The organism is Pseudomonadota bacterium (assembly GCA_010028905.1).
Classification (GTDB): Bacteria; Vulcanimicrobiota; Xenobia; order RGZZ01; family RGZZ01; genus RGZZ01.
The window spans coordinates 1-16,588 of record RGZZ01000059.1; the positions used below are offsets into that span (position 1 = coordinate 1).

Annotated in this window: 18 protein-coding genes; 2 read left to right on the top strand and 16 right to left on the bottom strand. The window is 64.8% G+C overall.

Annotated features, from left to right (window positions below; all coding sequences use genetic code 11):
• Positions 1 to 3: 3 nt before the first annotated feature.
• From EB084_06570 to EB084_06645, 16 genes are all read right to left on the bottom strand, one after another.
• A complete protein-coding gene (locus tag EB084_06570; protein ID NDD27911.1) occupies positions 4 to 1,113 on the bottom strand; it encodes a F0F1 ATP synthase subunit A in 1,110 nt (369 codons plus the stop codon).
• A 116-nt stretch (positions 1,114 to 1,229) separates the two neighbouring features.
• Entirely contained in the window at positions 1,230 to 1,559 is a 330-nt protein-coding gene (locus EB084_06575; GenBank protein ID NDD27912.1) for a hypothetical protein, read from the bottom strand.
• The gene (locus EB084_06580) at positions 1,556 to 1,864 is read right to left on the bottom strand and encodes an AtpZ/AtpI family protein (GenBank protein ID NDD27913.1); all 309 of its coding nucleotides are present in this window, start codon (positions 1,862 to 1,864) and stop codon (positions 1,556 to 1,558) included. The genes EB084_06575 and EB084_06580 overlap by 4 nt, the downstream gene beginning before the upstream one ends.
• Before the next feature lie 14 nt (positions 1,865 to 1,878).
• Positions 1,879 to 3,030 (bottom strand): UDP-N-acetylglucosamine 2-epimerase (non-hydrolyzing), encoded by a 1,152-nt coding sequence (locus tag EB084_06585; protein ID NDD27914.1) that lies wholly within the window; start codon positions 3,028 to 3,030, stop codon positions 1,879 to 1,881.
• A 30-nt stretch (positions 3,031 to 3,060) separates the two neighbouring features.
• Positions 3,061 to 4,104 carry an undecaprenyl/decaprenyl-phosphate alpha-N-acetylglucosaminyl 1-phosphate transferase gene (locus EB084_06590; protein ID NDD27915.1) on the bottom strand — a complete coding sequence of 348 codons (1,044 nt, stop codon included), beginning with the start codon at positions 4,102 to 4,104 and terminating at the stop codon, positions 3,061 to 3,063.
• Between the two features lie 74 nt (positions 4,105 to 4,178).
• A complete protein-coding gene (locus EB084_06595) occupies positions 4,179 to 4,916 on the bottom strand; it encodes a GGDEF domain-containing protein (protein ID NDD27916.1) in 738 nt (245 codons plus the stop codon).
• Positions 4,811 to 5,608: a hypothetical protein gene (locus tag EB084_06600; protein ID NDD27917.1), complete on the bottom strand. Its 798-nt coding sequence runs from the start codon at positions 5,606 to 5,608 to the stop codon at positions 4,811 to 4,813. The genes EB084_06595 and EB084_06600 overlap by 106 nt, the downstream gene beginning before the upstream one ends.
• Position 5,609: 1 nt before the next feature.
• The gene (locus tag EB084_06605; protein ID NDD27918.1) at positions 5,610 to 6,815 is read right to left on the bottom strand and encodes a serine/threonine protein kinase; all 1,206 of its coding nucleotides are present in this window, start codon (positions 6,813 to 6,815) and stop codon (positions 5,610 to 5,612) included.
• 8 nt (positions 6,816 to 6,823) lie between these two features.
• Positions 6,824 to 8,278, bottom strand: a complete 1,455-nt coding sequence (locus EB084_06610) for an MCE family protein (GenBank protein ID NDD27919.1) — start codon at positions 8,276 to 8,278, stop codon at positions 6,824 to 6,826.
• A gap of 59 nt (positions 8,279 to 8,337) precedes the next feature.
• Positions 8,338 to 9,087 carry an ABC transporter ATP-binding protein gene (locus EB084_06615; GenBank protein NDD27920.1) on the bottom strand — a complete coding sequence of 250 codons (750 nt, stop codon included), beginning with the start codon at positions 9,085 to 9,087 and terminating at the stop codon, positions 8,338 to 8,340.
• 14 nt (positions 9,088 to 9,101) lie between these two features.
• A complete protein-coding gene (locus tag EB084_06620; protein NDD27921.1) occupies positions 9,102 to 9,881 on the bottom strand; it encodes an ABC transporter permease in 780 nt (259 codons plus the stop codon).
• A gap of 105 nt (positions 9,882 to 9,986) precedes the next feature.
• The gene (locus EB084_06625; GenBank protein ID NDD27922.1) at positions 9,987 to 10,316 is read right to left on the bottom strand and encodes a MerR family transcriptional regulator; all 330 of its coding nucleotides are present in this window, start codon (positions 10,314 to 10,316) and stop codon (positions 9,987 to 9,989) included.
• Between the two features lie 5 nt (positions 10,317 to 10,321).
• The gene (locus tag EB084_06630) at positions 10,322 to 11,371 is read right to left on the bottom strand and encodes a J domain-containing protein (GenBank protein ID NDD27923.1); all 1,050 of its coding nucleotides are present in this window, start codon (positions 11,369 to 11,371) and stop codon (positions 10,322 to 10,324) included.
• 132 nt (positions 11,372 to 11,503) lie between these two features.
• Complete coding sequence (gene dnaK, locus EB084_06635) at positions 11,504 to 13,348, bottom strand: molecular chaperone DnaK (GenBank protein NDD27924.1); 1,845 nt, start codon at positions 13,346 to 13,348, stop codon at positions 11,504 to 11,506.
• 116 nt (positions 13,349 to 13,464) lie between these two features.
• Positions 13,465 to 14,127 (bottom strand): nucleotide exchange factor GrpE, encoded by a 663-nt coding sequence (locus EB084_06640; GenBank protein ID NDD27925.1) that lies wholly within the window; start codon positions 14,125 to 14,127, stop codon positions 13,465 to 13,467.
• 100 nt (positions 14,128 to 14,227) lie between these two features.
• Positions 14,228 to 15,478, bottom strand: coding sequence for a hypothetical protein (locus EB084_06645; GenBank protein ID NDD27926.1), 1,251 nt, complete (start codon positions 15,476 to 15,478; stop codon positions 14,228 to 14,230).
• 107 nt (positions 15,479 to 15,585) lie between these two features.
• Here EB084_06645 and EB084_06650 point away from each other — a divergent pair, with 107 nt between their 5' ends.
• Both EB084_06650 and EB084_06655 read left to right on the top strand, forming a co-directional pair.
• Positions 15,586 to 16,122, top strand: coding sequence for a hypothetical protein (locus EB084_06650; protein NDD27927.1), 537 nt, complete (start codon positions 15,586 to 15,588; stop codon positions 16,120 to 16,122).
• Positions 16,119 to 16,460, top strand: coding sequence for a histidine triad nucleotide-binding protein (locus EB084_06655; protein ID NDD27928.1), 342 nt, complete (start codon positions 16,119 to 16,121; stop codon positions 16,458 to 16,460). The genes EB084_06650 and EB084_06655 overlap by 4 nt, the downstream gene beginning before the upstream one ends.
• The last annotated feature ends 128 nt before the right edge of the window (positions 16,461 to 16,588 follow it).

Sequence of the window (16,588 nt, forward strand, 5' to 3'; positions counted from 1 at the left end):
GGGTCAGTGCTCCAACGCCACCGCGTGCGAAATGTAGGACATGGTCAGCAGCATGAACACCATGGCCTGCACGAAGCCGGCCAGGCTGCCGATCAGTGTCACGAAGACGCTGATCCCCCAGATGACCACACTGAGGATACCGTTGGTGCCCGCCATGAAGAGGTTCTCCTGGAGGCCGGTCATGGCCATTCCTCCGAAGACCCCCATGACGATGAACAATCCGACCTTCACCTGGTGCTCGCCGGCGATGTTGCCGAAGAGACGCAGGGTGAGCGAGATGACGCGGGCAAGCTCTTCGACGATGTTGAGACCGATGAAGAGCAGGCACATGGGCGGCACCAGCAGGTACTTCATGGCCCCTTCCATCGAGTTCCAGAGCATCGGCGTGGGCTGCACGAAGTGACTGAGCCAGCTCACGAAGCCGAGGACCACAGAGCTGATGGGATCGCGCCCACGGGCCTCCACATCGTGAGGACCGTTGCCCGTGTCGGCGACCTCGACGGGGCCGTGACCGTGGTCGTCGCCGTGGCTGTGATGGCCGCCTTCGCGCACACTTCGATAGTGCTCGTGCAGACCGAAGAAGGTGAACGAGAGAAAGGCCACGAGGGCCATGGCCAGCGTGGTGTTGAGGTTGCTGGTGGGCGACTCGAGCAGCCCCACGGGCTCCGCCTCGTGGGTTGCCTCGTGTGCCGCCTCGGCCGGCTGCTCGCCGTGCGCTTCCCCCTCCGCCTTCTTCTCGGCGGGTTTGGGCGCCATCGACCAGGTGAGCCCCACGGTGACCCCTGCGCCGAAGCCGGGGAGAAGGCCGAACCAGTTGCTCACAAGGAGCAACAAGAAGATGGTCATGGTGAAGGGGACGTAGTTCCGCCCCACAGGACCCATCATGCCGTTGGCAAGACCAGCAACCCAGTGATAGATGTGCTCGAACATGCCCGCCCAGCCACCGGGCGCCTTCTCGTTCCAGGCGGCGCGGGCAAGCGAGGCGATGACCAGGATCACCAGCATGGCAGCCCACGTCCAGCCGATGATGACCCAGTCCTCGAGACCAGGTGGCGTGAACGTGACCAGGCCGCCGCCTTCGGCCGCGCCTTCCGCTGCGGCTAGAAACCACATAATACCAGAGGCTCCCACTTTGAGAAATTCTTCACAAGACTCCGAAGTTGCGAAACAATACGCGCATTGAACCACATCTCCTTCCCCCGGCGAAAGATGGGTTTGCAACAGTTTTGTTAACGTCCGGTCAGCGGGGCGCTCTCATCGGTGACCGAGAATGCGTGCTGCTCGCCGGTCGCAGGCCAGCCACGCAGCAGCAGGAGGCGGTAGCCCATCACGCCGAGCAGCAGCCCCCCGATGAGCCAGGCCCAGTCGAGACCCAGCTTCCAGAGAGCGGCGATGACCGACGCGAGTCCGAGCTGGCGAACCCCCACCCCGGCGATGAAGGCGAAGCGCCCCACCTGCCCCTTGGCGAGGCCTTTGCGCACGACCGCGTGAAAGACCCGAAAGTACCCCGCGGCCACGACCAAGCCGACCACCAGCGCCAGCAGCCGCGCCGCTGTCATCGCGTGCTCTTCATGAGCGGCCGCAGGAGACGCCACACCACGCTGATGCCGCTCGCAAGCCCCACCGCGATTCCGATGAGATACCAGTACTCTTGCCCGGTTCGCTTGGCCATCCACCCTCCGAGCATGATCGCCGCCACCAGGGCGCCGACAAATGAGAACCCCATGCTCATGAAGAGGGTCACGGCGTGGGCAAGGGAGGCCCCTTCGCTGCTCGGTTTCTCGTGCTGCTGCTCTCTCAGCGCCTCGATGCGCTTCTGCAAGGCGTCGGTTCCGTCGACGCCCTCTCGGTCCTTGTCATTCAAGACGCGCCTCCCGGCTATCGCGCGCCCACCACGGGCCGCGGCGTGAACTCATCCGGACGGCTTCCCTGAAGCTTGAAGTGATGGGCCAGAGCCCCCACCACGCGGGCCGACGACAGCCCATCGCCATACGGGTTGGCCGCCTGGCTCATCTTCAGGTACTCTTCCCTGTTCGAGAGGAGCCGCGCGGCCTGCTCGTAGACCACGCCCTCGTCGGTGCCGACGAGACGGGCATTTCCGGCCTCCACCCCCTCGGGGCGCTCGGTGGTCTTGCGAAGAACGAGCGCGGGAACGCCCAGTGACGGCGCTTCCTCTTGAATGCCGCCGCTGTCGGTGAGCACCAGATACGATTCCTTCATCAGGCGCACCAGCACCGCATAGTCCATGGGCTCGAGCAGATGAACCCGCGGCATGCCGCTGAGCGCGGGCATGACCACCTCGCGCACCTTGGGGTTGCGATGCACGCTGAAGGCGACCTCCACATCATCGAAGTCGGCCACGATGCGTGCGATGGCGCGGCACACCGAGGCCATGGGCGCCCCGAGGTTCTCGCGACGATGCGTCTCGACGAGAATGAGACGGCGCCGCCGCCCCCCAGACTCGACCTCCGGCGGAAGGGCGCCGTCGCCGTGGGTGAGGATGTGCTGCATGGCGTCGATGACCGTGTTGCCCGTGAGATAGATGCGCTCCGCCGGGACGCCGCACGCCAGGAGATTGGTCCGGGACGCCTGGGTCGGCGGCAGATGCACGTCGGCGAGCACGGTGATCATGCGACGGTTCATCTCTTCCGGGAACGGGTCATAGATCTCGTCGGTGCGAAGGCCCGCCTCGACGTGGCCCACGCCGATCTTCTGGTAGAACGCGGCCAGCGTGGCGGCAAAGGCCGTGGTGGTATCGCCCTGCACGAGGATCATGTGCGGGCGCTCCTCGGCAAGAACCTGTTCGACGCCCTCGAGCGCGCGCTGGGTGATCTGCGTGAGCGTCTGGTTGGCCTGCATGATCCCGAGATCGCGCTCGGGCTTGATGTCGAAGAGGGCCAGAACCTGATCGAGCATCTCGCGATGCTGCGCCGTCACGCAGACACGCGACTCGAAGCGCTCGTCGGCTTCGAGCGCCTTCACCACGGGAGCCATCTTGATGGCCTCCGGGCGGGTTCCGAAGATGCTCATGACCTTGATGCGTGACACGTGAGAAGGCTCCTATCGTACCGTGTAGGCGAGAATGACGCCGAGCAGGCCGAGCATGCCATTGACCATCCAGATCACGGCCACAGCCTGACGCTGCGAGAGTCCGAGACTGAGCAGGCGATGGTGCAGATGCTCTTTGTCTGCCTGGAAGATGGGACGCCCATTGGCGGCCCGCCGGATGATGGCCCAGGCCGTGTCTGCGATGGGAAGCCCCATGATGAAGACCGGAACCAGCAGCGCAAGGGTCGCCGAGATCTTCAGCGCCCCCATGATCGACAGACACGCGAACATGCTCCCGAGGAAGAGACTTCCCGTGTCGCCCATGAACATCCGGGCCGGATTGAAGTTGTAGCGAAGAAATCCGAAGGCCGAGCCGCTCAGCGCCGCCAGCAGGAGCGCCACCAGAACCTGGCCCTTCATCAGCGAGACCACGCAGAGGAAGGCCGCGGAGATGCCAGACACACCCGAGAGCAGGCCGTCGAGGCCATCGAGGAGATTTACCGCGTTCGTCAGGCCGATGATCCAGATGACCGTGATGACGCGGGCCGCCCACTCCGGAAGGTACACGATGCCGTGCTGCAGATGGCTGAAGAAGCTGATCTGGATGCCGAAGTACACGAAGACGCAGGCGATCACGATCTGACCAGCGAGCTTGGCCTTGGCCGGCAGGGCCAGAACGTCGTCGACCATGCCCAGCAGCACCATGAGGGCGCCGCCACAGAGAAGACCGAAGAGCGTCGAGCGTGCGGCGAGATCGCTGGGAAGCTGGTCACCCGCGCCGCTCAACGCACCCGTGACCCCACCGACGAAGCGGGCCACCGGAGAGACCGACTCGCCCAACGACCACCACAGCGCAAAGCCTGTGGTGAAGTAGAAGCTGAGCGCGATGGCCACACCACCCCAGCGGGGAATCGGGTCGGAGTGCACCTTGCGAGCATCAGGCAGATCGATGACGCCCATGCGCGTGGCGAGACGGTACACCAATGGGCAGAGCAAAGCCGTGATGACCAGACCGGTGAGCCAGACGGCGATGTAGGGGAGATACGACGAGACCAAGCGTCACACTACCTTCGGGCGTTTCCCCGCGTACAGCGCGGCCCTGTAGTGAAAATACTTCAACAACGGGCCCTTCAGTCCTGCTGCGGGGCGGGTGGCGGCACTTCCTCAGCAGTGGGGGCGCCCCCTGCATCCGCAGGCGCCGGAGCGGCGCCCGGCGGGAACCAGAAGACCTCGGAGGCCTTGTAGAGCTCTTGAGGATACACAATCGCCTTGTTGCCTCCCTCGGCGCGGCACATCAGCAATGCCTTGTTGGCCGTGGAAGCGAGCTCGTCGGCGTCACGGCCGTGCTCGGGGAAGCTGGCCACGCCGACGTTGATGGCCACGCGCAGCCGGCCCTCCACGTCGTCGCCGATGAACTCATGCGACTCGATCGCGGCCCGCAGGCGATCGGCGGCGATGAAGGCGCCGGAGAGCGGCGTCTCGGGCAGCATCGCGCTGAACGTCTCGCCAGCCATGCGGCCGGCAAAATCTACGGTGCGCAGCTGGCGCGTGATGATGGGGCCCAGCTGCTTGAAGATCGTGTAGGGCATGATGGCCCGGATGTTGATCTCCTTCTCGAAGTAGGTCCAGTCGACCTCGATGACGAGAAGCGTGAGCGGGCGCTGATATCGCTTCGCCCGCTGCACCTCGTGCGTCAACCGATCCTGGAACTCGCTCTTCACGAGAAGCCCCGTGAGCTTGTCGATGGATTTATCCAAGACGTTCACCTCTCGATCCGACCATCGGCAGCGCGCCCCCCGCACGCCGAGCCGGGATGCACCAGATCGCCGGATGCATCTACGATCATGCGGGCGGCGCAGGCGCGGCAGCGGGGCAGTTTCTCGTCATCGAGGGGATATCCCTTTCCCTCCGCGTCGAAGTACAGGTCTGGGCAGACGACCCCCATGCGCTCGAGCGCGTCGCGCAGCGCATCGTACTCACGCGCGGTGAGCATTGGGCGCTCGACCGCCGAGAGCAACGTCTGCGCGCTGCTCAGGCTGCCGATCTCGCCGAGATACTCGACGAGCACGACCCTCAGGCCCGGCTCATCGGTCTCGAGCAGCAGCCGCTCGAGCACCTCCCTCACCTCGGTGAAGGTCTCCAGGCTCACCCCATCGAGCCGCAGGTTGGCCACCACCTCCAGGGCCAGGGCCCTGCCGCACGGGTTCTCGGTGTGCGCGATGAAACGGGCAACAGACGGGAGAGCGGCAGTGCCAAGCGTTCGAAGGGCCTGCGCCACCTCGGCGCTCACGAGGTCATCGTCCTCCGCGCCGTCGAGGATGCGTGTGAGCGCGGGAATCGCCTCGTAGGCCCGCAGCCGCGCGAGCAGGCGCACCGCGTGGATGGGCGCCCACCCCTCGGGTTCAGATGCCGCAAGCAGCGTCTCATCGCTGATGATCGCGACGAGCGCCTTGATGGCAGCCCCTCCCCCTGCAACGAACGCCCCTTCGAGCGCCGGCGTGAGCGCCGAACGCCCTCCCTTGAGCTGGTCGGCCAAGCCCCTGGCGTCTTGCTCGCTCACGTCAGAACATCAGCTGCCAGTTCGCGTTCTTGAATGACTCATAGTCGCGCACGAAGAGATCGATCAAGCGCTTGACCTGCTCCTGGGCCGCTTCGTCGTCCGGCGCCACAGCCCCGAGCGACACGGGGTCGAGAATGCCCTGACGCTCGACGAAGTCGATGCACCCATTCGGCTCATTGACCTGGATGATCAGCTGAAACGGCGTCTCAGCGCCCAGGGTGAACACCAGGCGCTCGAGCTTTCGTGGAAGGTGAGGGGTGTGACACTCATTGCCGTAGCGTGAGATGAGCAGGCGCAAGGGCGGCTCGATGGCCACGTCCTTGAGGCGCTGCACCTTCTCGCTGAACGCGAAGCCCTCGTCGTGGGCCACATGCGGGGTGTAGCCAAGGGTGCGGATGAGCGCGTCGCGCATGTCGGTGGCGGTCTGGTAGCGGTAGTCCGGATTCAGCTGCAGCGCGTGACGCAGCGCCTCCCAGAGAGACGCCGGCAGATCGGTGCGCCCCATCTCCTCGAAGCTCTCAATGTAGAACCCGTCGGGCTTGGCTCCCGTGATGAGCTCGTGCATCGTCACCCCGAGCGCGAAGAGGTCAGAGCATGGAATGTGCTTTCTCAGCTGCTGCTCCGGAGGCGCGTACTCGCGGGTGCCGATCCACAGATTGGGCCCGGGATTCGTGACGCGCGCGATGCCGAAGTCGACGATGAGGATGCGACCATCGGAATGGCGCAGCATCAGGTTTGACGGCTTGATGTCGCGATGCACCACCGGCTCGGGCTTGAGGCTGTGGGTATAAGAAAGCGCGTCGCACACCTGGATGCCCCACTCGACGGCACGCTCCCACGGCAACCCGGGCGAACCCTGCTCCTTGAGGATGGTGGACAGGTCGATGCCCTCGATGAACTCCATCACGAAATAGAAGTTGTTGTTCTCGACGAAGTGATCGGTCACGCGCGGGATGTTGGCGTGGGCCATATGTTCCATGACCTGGATCTCGCGCAGGAAGCGATCGATGCCCGCCTGCCGGTCAGAGGGCGATTCGAACTGGTCGAGCATCTCCTTGATGGCGCACGTCTTCTCGCCCACCTCGAGGTCGACCGCCCTGTAGACAGCCCCCATGCCGCCCGCCTTGATGGGCGCCACGATGCGATAGCGGCTGTCGAGCACCGTTCCTGGGGCGAGCCGCAGCTGGTCGTCCTCAGACGTCGCCATGGCGCACCTCAGAACCTCGCTCCGACGCCAACCACGGGAGACCGTGACTGGCGCAGCGCGTCACGCACGCCACCCATCAGATAGAGGTTCGTGCTCACCGCCAGACGGCCGAGGAAATCGACCTTCACGAGGCGCGGATCGTAGACATCGGCGCTGAGGTTGAGGCGCTCGAACAGGAGGGTGTCGAGACCCACGCCGACCTTCGAGCGTATCGAGCCCCCACGCAAGCGCACGGTCTGGTCCTTGTTCACCCAGTAGCCCACCTGGGCGTTCACCAGGTTCTGGTAGCCGATGGAATCCATGCCGAGGAGAAGGTTGTAGCGCAGGGTCGGAAGCACGGTGAGCAGCGAGTTGTTCATGAGGTGCTGCGTCGAGAGGTTGTACTCCATCTCCGAGCGCATCTCGAAGAACCGGAAGCCTCCCTTGCCCTTGCCCGAGACGCCCTTCAGCCCGCCCACCACGCTCTGCACACTCTGAACGATGTCCTTGGCGCCCGCCATGGTCTCGCGGGCATCGCGCACGGCGTCCTTGATGTCCTTGGCGATCTCCGGGTCAGACGTGATGCCGCGCACATCGGCAGCCACCCCCTCGAGCTCCTGCGCGGTTCGCTTGAGAGCCGACACCATGGCGAGCACGTCGTCGTTCATCTCCTTGTTCGTCACCAGCTTCTGGACCTGGGCCATGGTCTTTCGCACGCTCGATGACATGTCGCGCAGGTTGAGTACGATGGTTCGGATGTCCGGCTCGCTGCGGTCGCCGATGCGGCGGAGGGTTGCCGCCAGAGACTGGAAGTCGCCCCCGATGGACGCCAGCTGCCCATGCAGGCTCACGATGGTCTGATCGAGATGCCCGCTGATGGTGGAGATGCGCAGGTTCAGGTTCGTGACGACCGCATTGGCGTTGGCCGCCGCGACCCGCATGTCCTTGGAGAGCTCCTTGAAGTTCGCCACCGTCTCGCGGATGTTGCGCTTCATCTCGGGATCGGCCACCAGCTTGTTGATCTCCTTGACGGAGGCCTGGAGATCAGAGAGCGCTTCATTGCCCTTGGTCATCACCTCATCGAGCGTGACGGGCGAGGTTCCCTGAACCGTGCCCTTCTCCGCGACCTGGGCGCCAGAGCGAGGCACGATCTCGAACCAGTGATTGCCGAGCAGATCACTGGTGATGGTGTAGCGGGAGCCTTGCGTGATGACGAGCGGCTGCTGGTTCTGGGTGTAGGTGATGTTGAACTGCACCCTCACGTGCTTGTCTTCGGTGATGACGATGTCGGTGACCTTGCCGACCTGCACCCCGGCGAGGCGCACGGGCGCGCCCACCGCCAGGCCCTCGACGCGCTCGAAGAGCGCGTAATACGGGGTGCCCTCGATGCGCGCACCAGAATACACGGAGGTAAGGATGAGGCCCAGGACCACGAGGCCGAGAACCGTTATGATGCCTACTTTTGCGGCTGGGCTGATTTCCATGCTACACTCCGGCCCGCGCGTGACGGCGCGATCAGGCGGGCTTCTGCTCCCTGACCGCCTCAGACCTCGATCGGACCCGTGACGCTGCCTTCGCGGAACTGCACGACGTAGGGGTTTGTGGACTTCTGGAAGGCCTCGGGCGTCCCCTGCTCCACGATGTGGCCATCGTAGAGGAACGCAATCTGGTCTGCGATGGTATAGGCGCTGCTCAGATCGTGGGTGATCACGATCGACGTCACCCCCATCTGGCGCTGCAATCCGCGGATCAGGTTGTTGATGACATTGCTGATGATGGGATCGAGACCCGTGGTGGGCTCGTCGTAGAGCAGGATCTCCGCCCCCGTGGCCAGCGCGCGCGCCACACCGGCCCGCTTCTGCATGCCGCCGGAGAGCTGCACAGGGTAGAGATGCTCCATGCCCTCGAGATCGACGAGAGAAAGCTTCTCGGAGACGATGCGCTGGATCTCCTCCTCGCCCAGCTCGCTGTGCTCGCGAAGCGCGAACGCCACGTTGTCGCCCACAGTCATAGAGTCGAAGAGAGCCGCTGACTGGAACACCATTCCGATCTTCACGCGGATCTCGTTGAGCTGGGATTCCGGCAGATGCAGCACATCGCGGCCGTTGACCCGGATCTCACCGCTGACCGGCTCCACGAGACCGATGACGCTGCGGATGAGCGTGCTCTTCCCGGCGCCGGAGAGGCCCATCACGCAGAGGGTGCTCCCCCGCGGCACATCGAGGGTGACGTCCTTCAAGATGTGACGAGAGCCGAACCGCACGTTCAGCGACTTGATGGAGATGGCGGGCATCGCAGCGGACGTCGTCATTTCGGGGGGAACATCCATGCGGAGAGGAAGTAGTTCGTGATGAACACGAGCAGCATGCTGTTCACCACGGACGTTGTGGTGGCGCGACCCACGCCGGCCGCGCCCCCCTTGGTCGTCAGGCCCTGCAGACACGAGACGAGGGCAATCTCACAGGCGAAGATGGCCGACTTGATGAGCCCGGCGTAGATGTCCCACGCCACGAGGTTCTCCTTGGCCGAGTCAAAGAAAGCCGAGTACTGGATGTTGGCCTGCGCCTTGGCCACCAACGCACCCCCGAGGAAGCCCCCCAGTCCGGCAAACGTCGACAGCAGCGGCATCATGCAGAGAAGCCCCAGGAAGCGCGGAACAACGAGATAGCGGGTCGGGCTCACGCCCATGACGCGCAGGGCGTCGATCTGCTCGGTCACCTTCATCGAACCGATCTCGGCGGTGATGGCCGATCCGGCGCGCCCCGCGACCACGATGGCCGAAAGCATGGGCGCAAACTCACGCGCCATCGACAATGCAACAGCGCCGCCCGCGTACTGCACCACGCCGTACCGCACCGCGTAGTTGGCCAGCTGCAGCGCCACGACCATGCCCGCAAACGAACACGTGACCACGACGATGCCGATGGAGCTGACGCCGAGGATGGCCATCTGGTTCACCGTGAGAGACGGGCGCACGGCCCCCTTGAAGATCCACGAGAGGACCTCGAGGAACAGGTTCACCAGCCCTCCGATGAACTCGAAGAAATGGATGACGAAGAGGCCGACCTGTTCGAAGAAGGCGAGCATGGTGAGTGTGCCTATTCCGCGAGCGAACGGCTTTCCCTCGTTCGCCCTGGGTGGACCCGGAAGGCGCCTGACCTCAGGGCGCTCTGAGGGGCCCGCCGCACGGCGCTACGGCGTCGCGCGGTTCCGTGAAGCCGCATCGGGCGACCGGCGGCCCGGGGGGCGCACCGTCTGCTGCTCGAGCAGGTCGATGCGCTCGAGCAGCTCGACGATGACGAGAACCCCCGCAAGGTTCACGCCACTCGAGGTGTACTCGTGGATCTTGCGCAGACGGCGCACGTCGCGCATGGAGAACAGGCGGATATTGCCACTCGTGCGCTTCGGCTGCACGAGGCCCTGGCGCTCATAGTGGCGAATGGTCTGCGGATGCAGCTTGAGCATCTCTGAGACCACGCTGATCGAGAAGAAGCCCTCAAAGTCGTCGAATCGCTCTTGCACGGCGGCTATCCTCCGATCAAGGAGGCTCTCGGGTTCTCGCTGCGCAGGCTCGAGAGCCGCTGATACAGCGAGCGCTCTTCGTCGGTGAGGTTCTGGGGCACCTGGATGCGGATCTTCATGTAGAGGTCGCCCACGGGCTTGCCTCCAGAAGCCGGCAGGCCTTGACCCGCGAGACGAAGCGTCATGCCGCCCTGCGTGCCCGCCGGAACCTTGATGGTGGCGGGAGCTCCCTTGACCCGCGGACACTGCACCTCAGCGCCGAGGACAGCCTCCGTGACGGTCACCGGCACCTCGCAGTGGATGTCGCCCCCCTTCACCTCGAAGAAGCGATGGGGCGCCACGCGCACCACCAGGAACAGGTCACGCAGCTGCCCTCCAGGGCCCCGGCCTCCCTCGCTCTTGACGCGGATCTTCATGCCCTCGCGCATGCCCTTGGGCACCGTCACCTCGATGCGGCGTGGGGTTGCAGTAGCCCCGCCTCCCCGGCACTCGGCGCAGAGCGAGCGACCGGTCCGGCCGCTGCCGTGGCAGCGCGAGCAGACATCCTCGCGCGTGAACTCGAGGTGCTTGCGCGTGCCCTCGAAGACCTCCTCGACCGTGAGCGCGATGTCTGCCGTGACCTCGGCCGGCGCCTCGGGCTCTCTCTGCGCGCCGCCGCCGAAGAGATCGTTGACGTCGAAGCCTCCACGGGAGCCGCCGCCCTGGGTGAAACGGCCGAACAGATCTCCGAAGCCGCCCCCGCCACCGAACATGGCGCCCAGGTCTTCCGGGTCGAACTGCACCCGCGCGCCGCCTCCGGGGCCTCGCCCGTAAGGTGGCGGCATCTTCTCGGCCTGCTCGAACATCGGACCGTACTGGTCATACTTCTTGCGCTTGTCGGCGTCAGACAGCACGGAGTAGGCCTCGTTGATCTCCTTGAACCGCCGCTCTGCCTCGACATCACCGCGATTCACATCGGGGTGATACTGCCGGGCGAGCTTGCGGTAGGCCATCTTGATGTCCTTCTCGCTGGCGTCGCGCGGGACGCCCAGGACCTGATAGTAATCGGCGGCCATCACGCTCATCTCCCTCGGCTCCGCCGTTCTCGCGGGCGGAACGCGGACGGGCGTCTCGACGACCGAGACGCCCGTCGCAAGAAGGTTCCCTCAGCAATCGAGGCACCCCCCGCTCGCGCGGGGAGGCCGCGATCACTCCTCGACGCGATACTCGGCGTCGACCACGTTGGCGTCAGCCTTGGCGCCGTCGCTGGGCGGCTGCGTGCCACCCGCCGCGGCCCCACCAGGACCAGCCGCCGCGCCCGCTTCCTGATACATCGCCGTGGCAATCTCCGACAGCGACTGGGTCAGCTTCTCGAGCTCAGCCTTGAGGCGGACCTGATCTTCGCCTTTGTGGGCCTCGCGAAGGGCCGTGATGCCCTCCTCGATCTTCTGCTTCTGATCAGCCGAGATCTTGCCCTCGGCCTCCTTCAGCATCTTCTCCGCCTGGTAGGCCATCTGGTCTGCGCGGTTGCGCAGCTCGATGAGCTCCTTGCGCCGGGCGTCGTCTCCCGCGTGCGCCTGAGCCTCGGCCACCATGCGCTCGACATCGGACTTGTCGAGGTTCGTGCTGGCCGTGATCTGGATCTTCTGCTCCTTGCCGGTGGCCCGATCCTTGGCAGACACGTTCAAGATGCCGTTCGAGTCGATGTCGAAGGTGACCTCGACCTGAGGGACGCCGCGCGGGGCCGGAGGCAGGTCGCTGAGATGGAACTTGCCCAGGGTGCGATTGTCGGACGCCATGGGTCGCTCGCCCTGCAGCACGTGGATCTCCACGACGGTCTGATAGTCTGCGGCCGTGGTGAAGGTCTCCGACTTGCGCGCCGGGATGGCCGTGTTGCGCGTGATGAGCGGCGTCATCACCCCACCCTGCGTCTCGAGACCGAGGGTGAGCGGCGTGACGTCGACCAGCACAACGTCCTTGACCTCGCCGGAGAGCACGGCGCCCTGAACCGCGGCACCGAGCGCGACGCACTCATCGGGGTTCACGTCCTTGCTCGGGTCCTTGCCGAACAGGTTCTTGACGAACTCCTGGATCATCGGGAGACGCGTGGAGCCGCCCACGAGGAGAACGCGGTCGATCTTCTGCGGGGTGAGCTTGGCGTCTTCGATGGCACGACGCGTGGGGGCGGCGCAGCGCTCGACGAGATCACGGGTGAGCTCTTCGAACTTGGCGCGGGTGATGTTGATGTCGAGGTGCTTGGGCCCGCTGGCGTCTGCCGTGATGAACGGCAGGTTGATGTTCGCCTGGAAGACGCTCGACAGCTCGATCTTGGCCTTCTCCGAAGCGTCGCGCAGGCGCTGGGCAGCCATGCGATCGGCCCGCAGATCGATGCCGTGCTCCCGCTGGAACTCGCCCGCCACGTAGTTCAGGATGGCGCTGTCCCAGTCATCGCCGCCCAGGTGCGTGTCACCCGCGGTGGCCTTCACCTCGAACACGCCGCCACCGATCTCGAGGATGGACACGTCGAACGTGCCACCACCGAGGTCGAAGACAAGCACGGTGAGCATCTGGTCCTGCTTGTCGAGGCCGTAGGCCAGCGCGGAAGCGGTGGGCTCGTTGATGATGCGCAGCACCTCGAGGCCGGCGATGGTGCCGGCATTCTTGGTAGCCTGACGCTGCGAGTCGTTGAAGTACGCGGGAACCGTGACCACGGCCTGGGTGACCTTCTCACCCAGGTAGCGCTCGGCGTCGTTCTTGAGCTTGGAGAGAATCATCGCCGAGATCTCTTCCGGCGAGTACTTCTTGTCGTCGATGTCAACCCGGAAGTCGGTGCCCATGTGTCGCTTGATCGACACGATGGTGCGGTCGGGGTTGCTCACGGCCTGGCGCTTCGCCAGCTCGCCCACGAGCCGCTCACCCGTCTTGGTGAATCCGACGACGGACGGCGTCAGACGCGAGCCCTCGGTGTTGATGATGACCTGCGGCTTGCCGCCCTCCATCACCGCGACAACTGAGTTGGTGGTTCCGAGATCGATGCCTACGACCTTGCCCATGAGTCTCGTTCCTCCTGATTTCTTGATGATTCTGGATTGCAGACGCGGCCCGCCGCGTCGAAATGCGCTGGACTGTCGTGGGGGTCGGCTGTGCTGGCGCGCGCTCGCGCGTCGGGCTAGCCCTGTACCCCCGCGGGATTGCTGGCGACCTTCACGAGACTCGCGCGAAGGACGCTCTGCCCTAGGCGGTAGCCCTTCTGGAGGGTCTCGAGGATCTGCTGATCCGGCACGTCATCGCGCTCCTCGGTGAGCACCACCTCGTGAAGGCTGGGGTCGAGGAGACCGGTCGCGTCGATCTCGGTCACCCCTTCCCGCGTCAGCAGGTCGCCCATCTGGCGGATGATGAGCCGCAGCCCCTCGGTGAGCGCCTGCACGTTCCCCGTGGTATCTGCCGCGGCCACCGCGCGCTCGAGATTGTCGACCAGTGGCAGCACGCCCTTGACGACACCCTCACGGGCACGCAGCTTCTCGGCCTCCATCATGTTCTGATGGCGGCGGCTTGCATTCTCGTAATCTGCGCGAAGACGCAGGATTTGCTCGTCGAGGATGCCAATCTTCTGCGCCTGCGCGTCAACCGTCGCGCGCAGGCGCTCGAGCTCGCACTCGGGCCCCTCCACCTCGGCGAGCGCGCGATCAGGCGACGCGTCCGATTCGTTCCGCGGCTTGTCGGCGTCTGCCTTCGCCTCATCGGAAGAAGCGATCTGCGCTTCCTCGGTGTTGTCTGACAGGGTCTCGTCGGCCACGGGGAAGAACCTCCTTTGAGTCTGAGCCCAGTATATTTTCTGACATAACCACTGTCAATATACTTGAGCCGACTCATATCAAGTTCTAACACTCCGCGGAAAGACCGCCGACGTCAGCGAGCCTCCTGTGTGCCCCCTACCAGCTCTCTGAAGACGAAGGCCGGCTCTGCGTGGCGCCTTGCCCGGACCCTGAGGGCTGCGACGAAGCAGACGCGCCATCGGGCTTCGTGAACTTCAGCACTGCGCGCTCACCGAACACATCTTCGATGAGCAGCGTGGGTGGATCGGCAACATACGACTTCCCCATCGGATCGCGCCGGGGGAAGTAGATGTACCCATCGACCTCCTGGCCTGGGTTGAGCGCCTTGTCGAGTATCTCATCGAAGCGCTCTGCCTTCACCCGATTGCCCTGGGGGTCGATCATGTAGCAGTGCCAGTCGAACGGCTGCAGCTGCAGCGCGCCTGGCCCTGCGTTGCGGATCTTGACCTGGAACACCGCGCTCGTCTGCACCCCCTTCTGCGCGAGCACGGTGCGGCGCATCTCGTCGCGCCGCATCGGATCAGTGACGTTCTCCTTGAACAGGTAGTAGTCTGCATAGGCCGACGAGAGGGCGGCATCCCAGTAGACCACCTGGATGTACGAGCGGGCGCGCTGGTTGGCCTTGGCGCTCGCCTGGTACCCAGAGTACGTGTCCCACGCCGTGGACGTGATGAGCCAGGGATTGATGATCAGACCGTGAGAGCCTCCGGGGCCGACCCCGAGGGTGCTTGCGAAGTTGAGCACGTCGAACACGCTGATCTTGACCGAGCCGCCCTTGCCCCCCTGGAAGGCGTACATCTGGGTGTTCGTCTTGAGCGCGGCGGCAAACGCCTTGACCGCGTCGACCGGTCGACCGTCGGGCGAGAGCTTCGACGAAGCGGGGGCCACCGCGGAGGTGGCGGGCGTCGAGACGCTTGCCACCCCGCTGCCACCCGTTGTCTCGGAAGGCCTGGCGGCAATCGGAACGGGGCTGTAGGGCGCGTCTGAAACCTGGTTGCCCAGCGTCAGCGCGGCCCCGGGCTCCATGCTGACGATCTGCACCACCGAGCTGCTCTCATCGACCTGAGAGACCTGCACCGTGGCCACCGGGCTCCCCAGCGCGTTGTAGACGTAGAGCTTCTGCCCTGGCTGGAGCCCCTTCTGCAGACCGAGATTCACCACAACCTGATCGCCCTGGACCCGGATCACCATGCCCCGCACGTCGGCCAGGGCCGTGCCCGGGCGGCAGCCCAGGAGAAGCGCCACCGCGCACACGAGAGTTCCCGCCGCTTGCCGCCATCTGGTCATGTCAGGCTCCTTCTCGTTCCCATTCGAGGTTCGGCCCTGCAGGAAGGCAACCTCACGCACAGGAAGAACTGCTGGGACGCACCCTGTGCCCGGCCATCTGCGAGAGGGCTCGCGGAGGGCGGGGTCAAGAGCGTTCATTCTATCATAACCCCACACCGCCGTAAACGATGCTGAAACGTCGAGTTGTTCGAGATCCGAAGAAAGAAGCCATCACGTTCGGCGCCATCCTGCTCGCAGCGGTGGCTGTCTTCTTCATTGTCCTGAACCGCTACACGGCCCGCTCCCTCCACGCGGAAGCGGAAGGCGTGTTCGGGAACATCCACTGCAGCCTGAGCATGCCGAACACCACATTCGGCCCAGGCAAACCCGTGCCGGTGAAGCTGACGGTGAAGAACATCTCCCAAGAGGTCACGAAGCTGACCTTCGACAGCACGCTCGAGTTCGACGTCATCGTGAAGCGCGACGTGAACCTCTGGCTGGCCACCGTGCCGTTCAAGGTCTGGCAGTACTCGGCGTCCCACCCCGGCGGGGCGGAGCGTCACACCCGCGAGCTCAAGCCCGGCGAGACCATCTCGTACAGCGTGGAGTGGCCGCAGGTGAACGCCCAGAACGAACCGGTCGAAGAGGGGCGCTACATCATCGAGGGGGCCCTCAACGTGACGGGGGCCAGACACCTGCTCGAGCTCAGCGGAGGACGCCGATGACCGACTGCCTGTTCTGCAAGATCTCCGCCGGCACGATACCGGCCCGCGTCGTCTATGAAGACACGGAGATCATGGCGTTTCACGACGTGCATCCCCAGGCCCCCGTGCACGTGCTGGTCATCCCCCGCCGGCACATCGTCGACCTCTCCGCCGTCACAGAGCAGGAGAAGGATCTCATGGGGCACCTTCTCGTAAAGATGCCTTCCATTGCAGAGAAGATCGGCCTGAGCGACGGGTTCCGCCTGGTCAACAACTGCAAGGCGCCCGCGGGTCAGTCGGTGTTCCACGTGCATTTCCATCTGATGGGAAAGCGTGCGTTCAGCTGGCCGCCAGGGTGATCCCAGCTGTCGGAGGGACGTCTCGTGCGTCATCTCGCATTCGCCCTGATCATCACGTCCATCACGTTCAGCTCGGCTTCCGCACAGAGCCACACCTATGTGATCCACAACAAGGCGCCGGTCCAGGC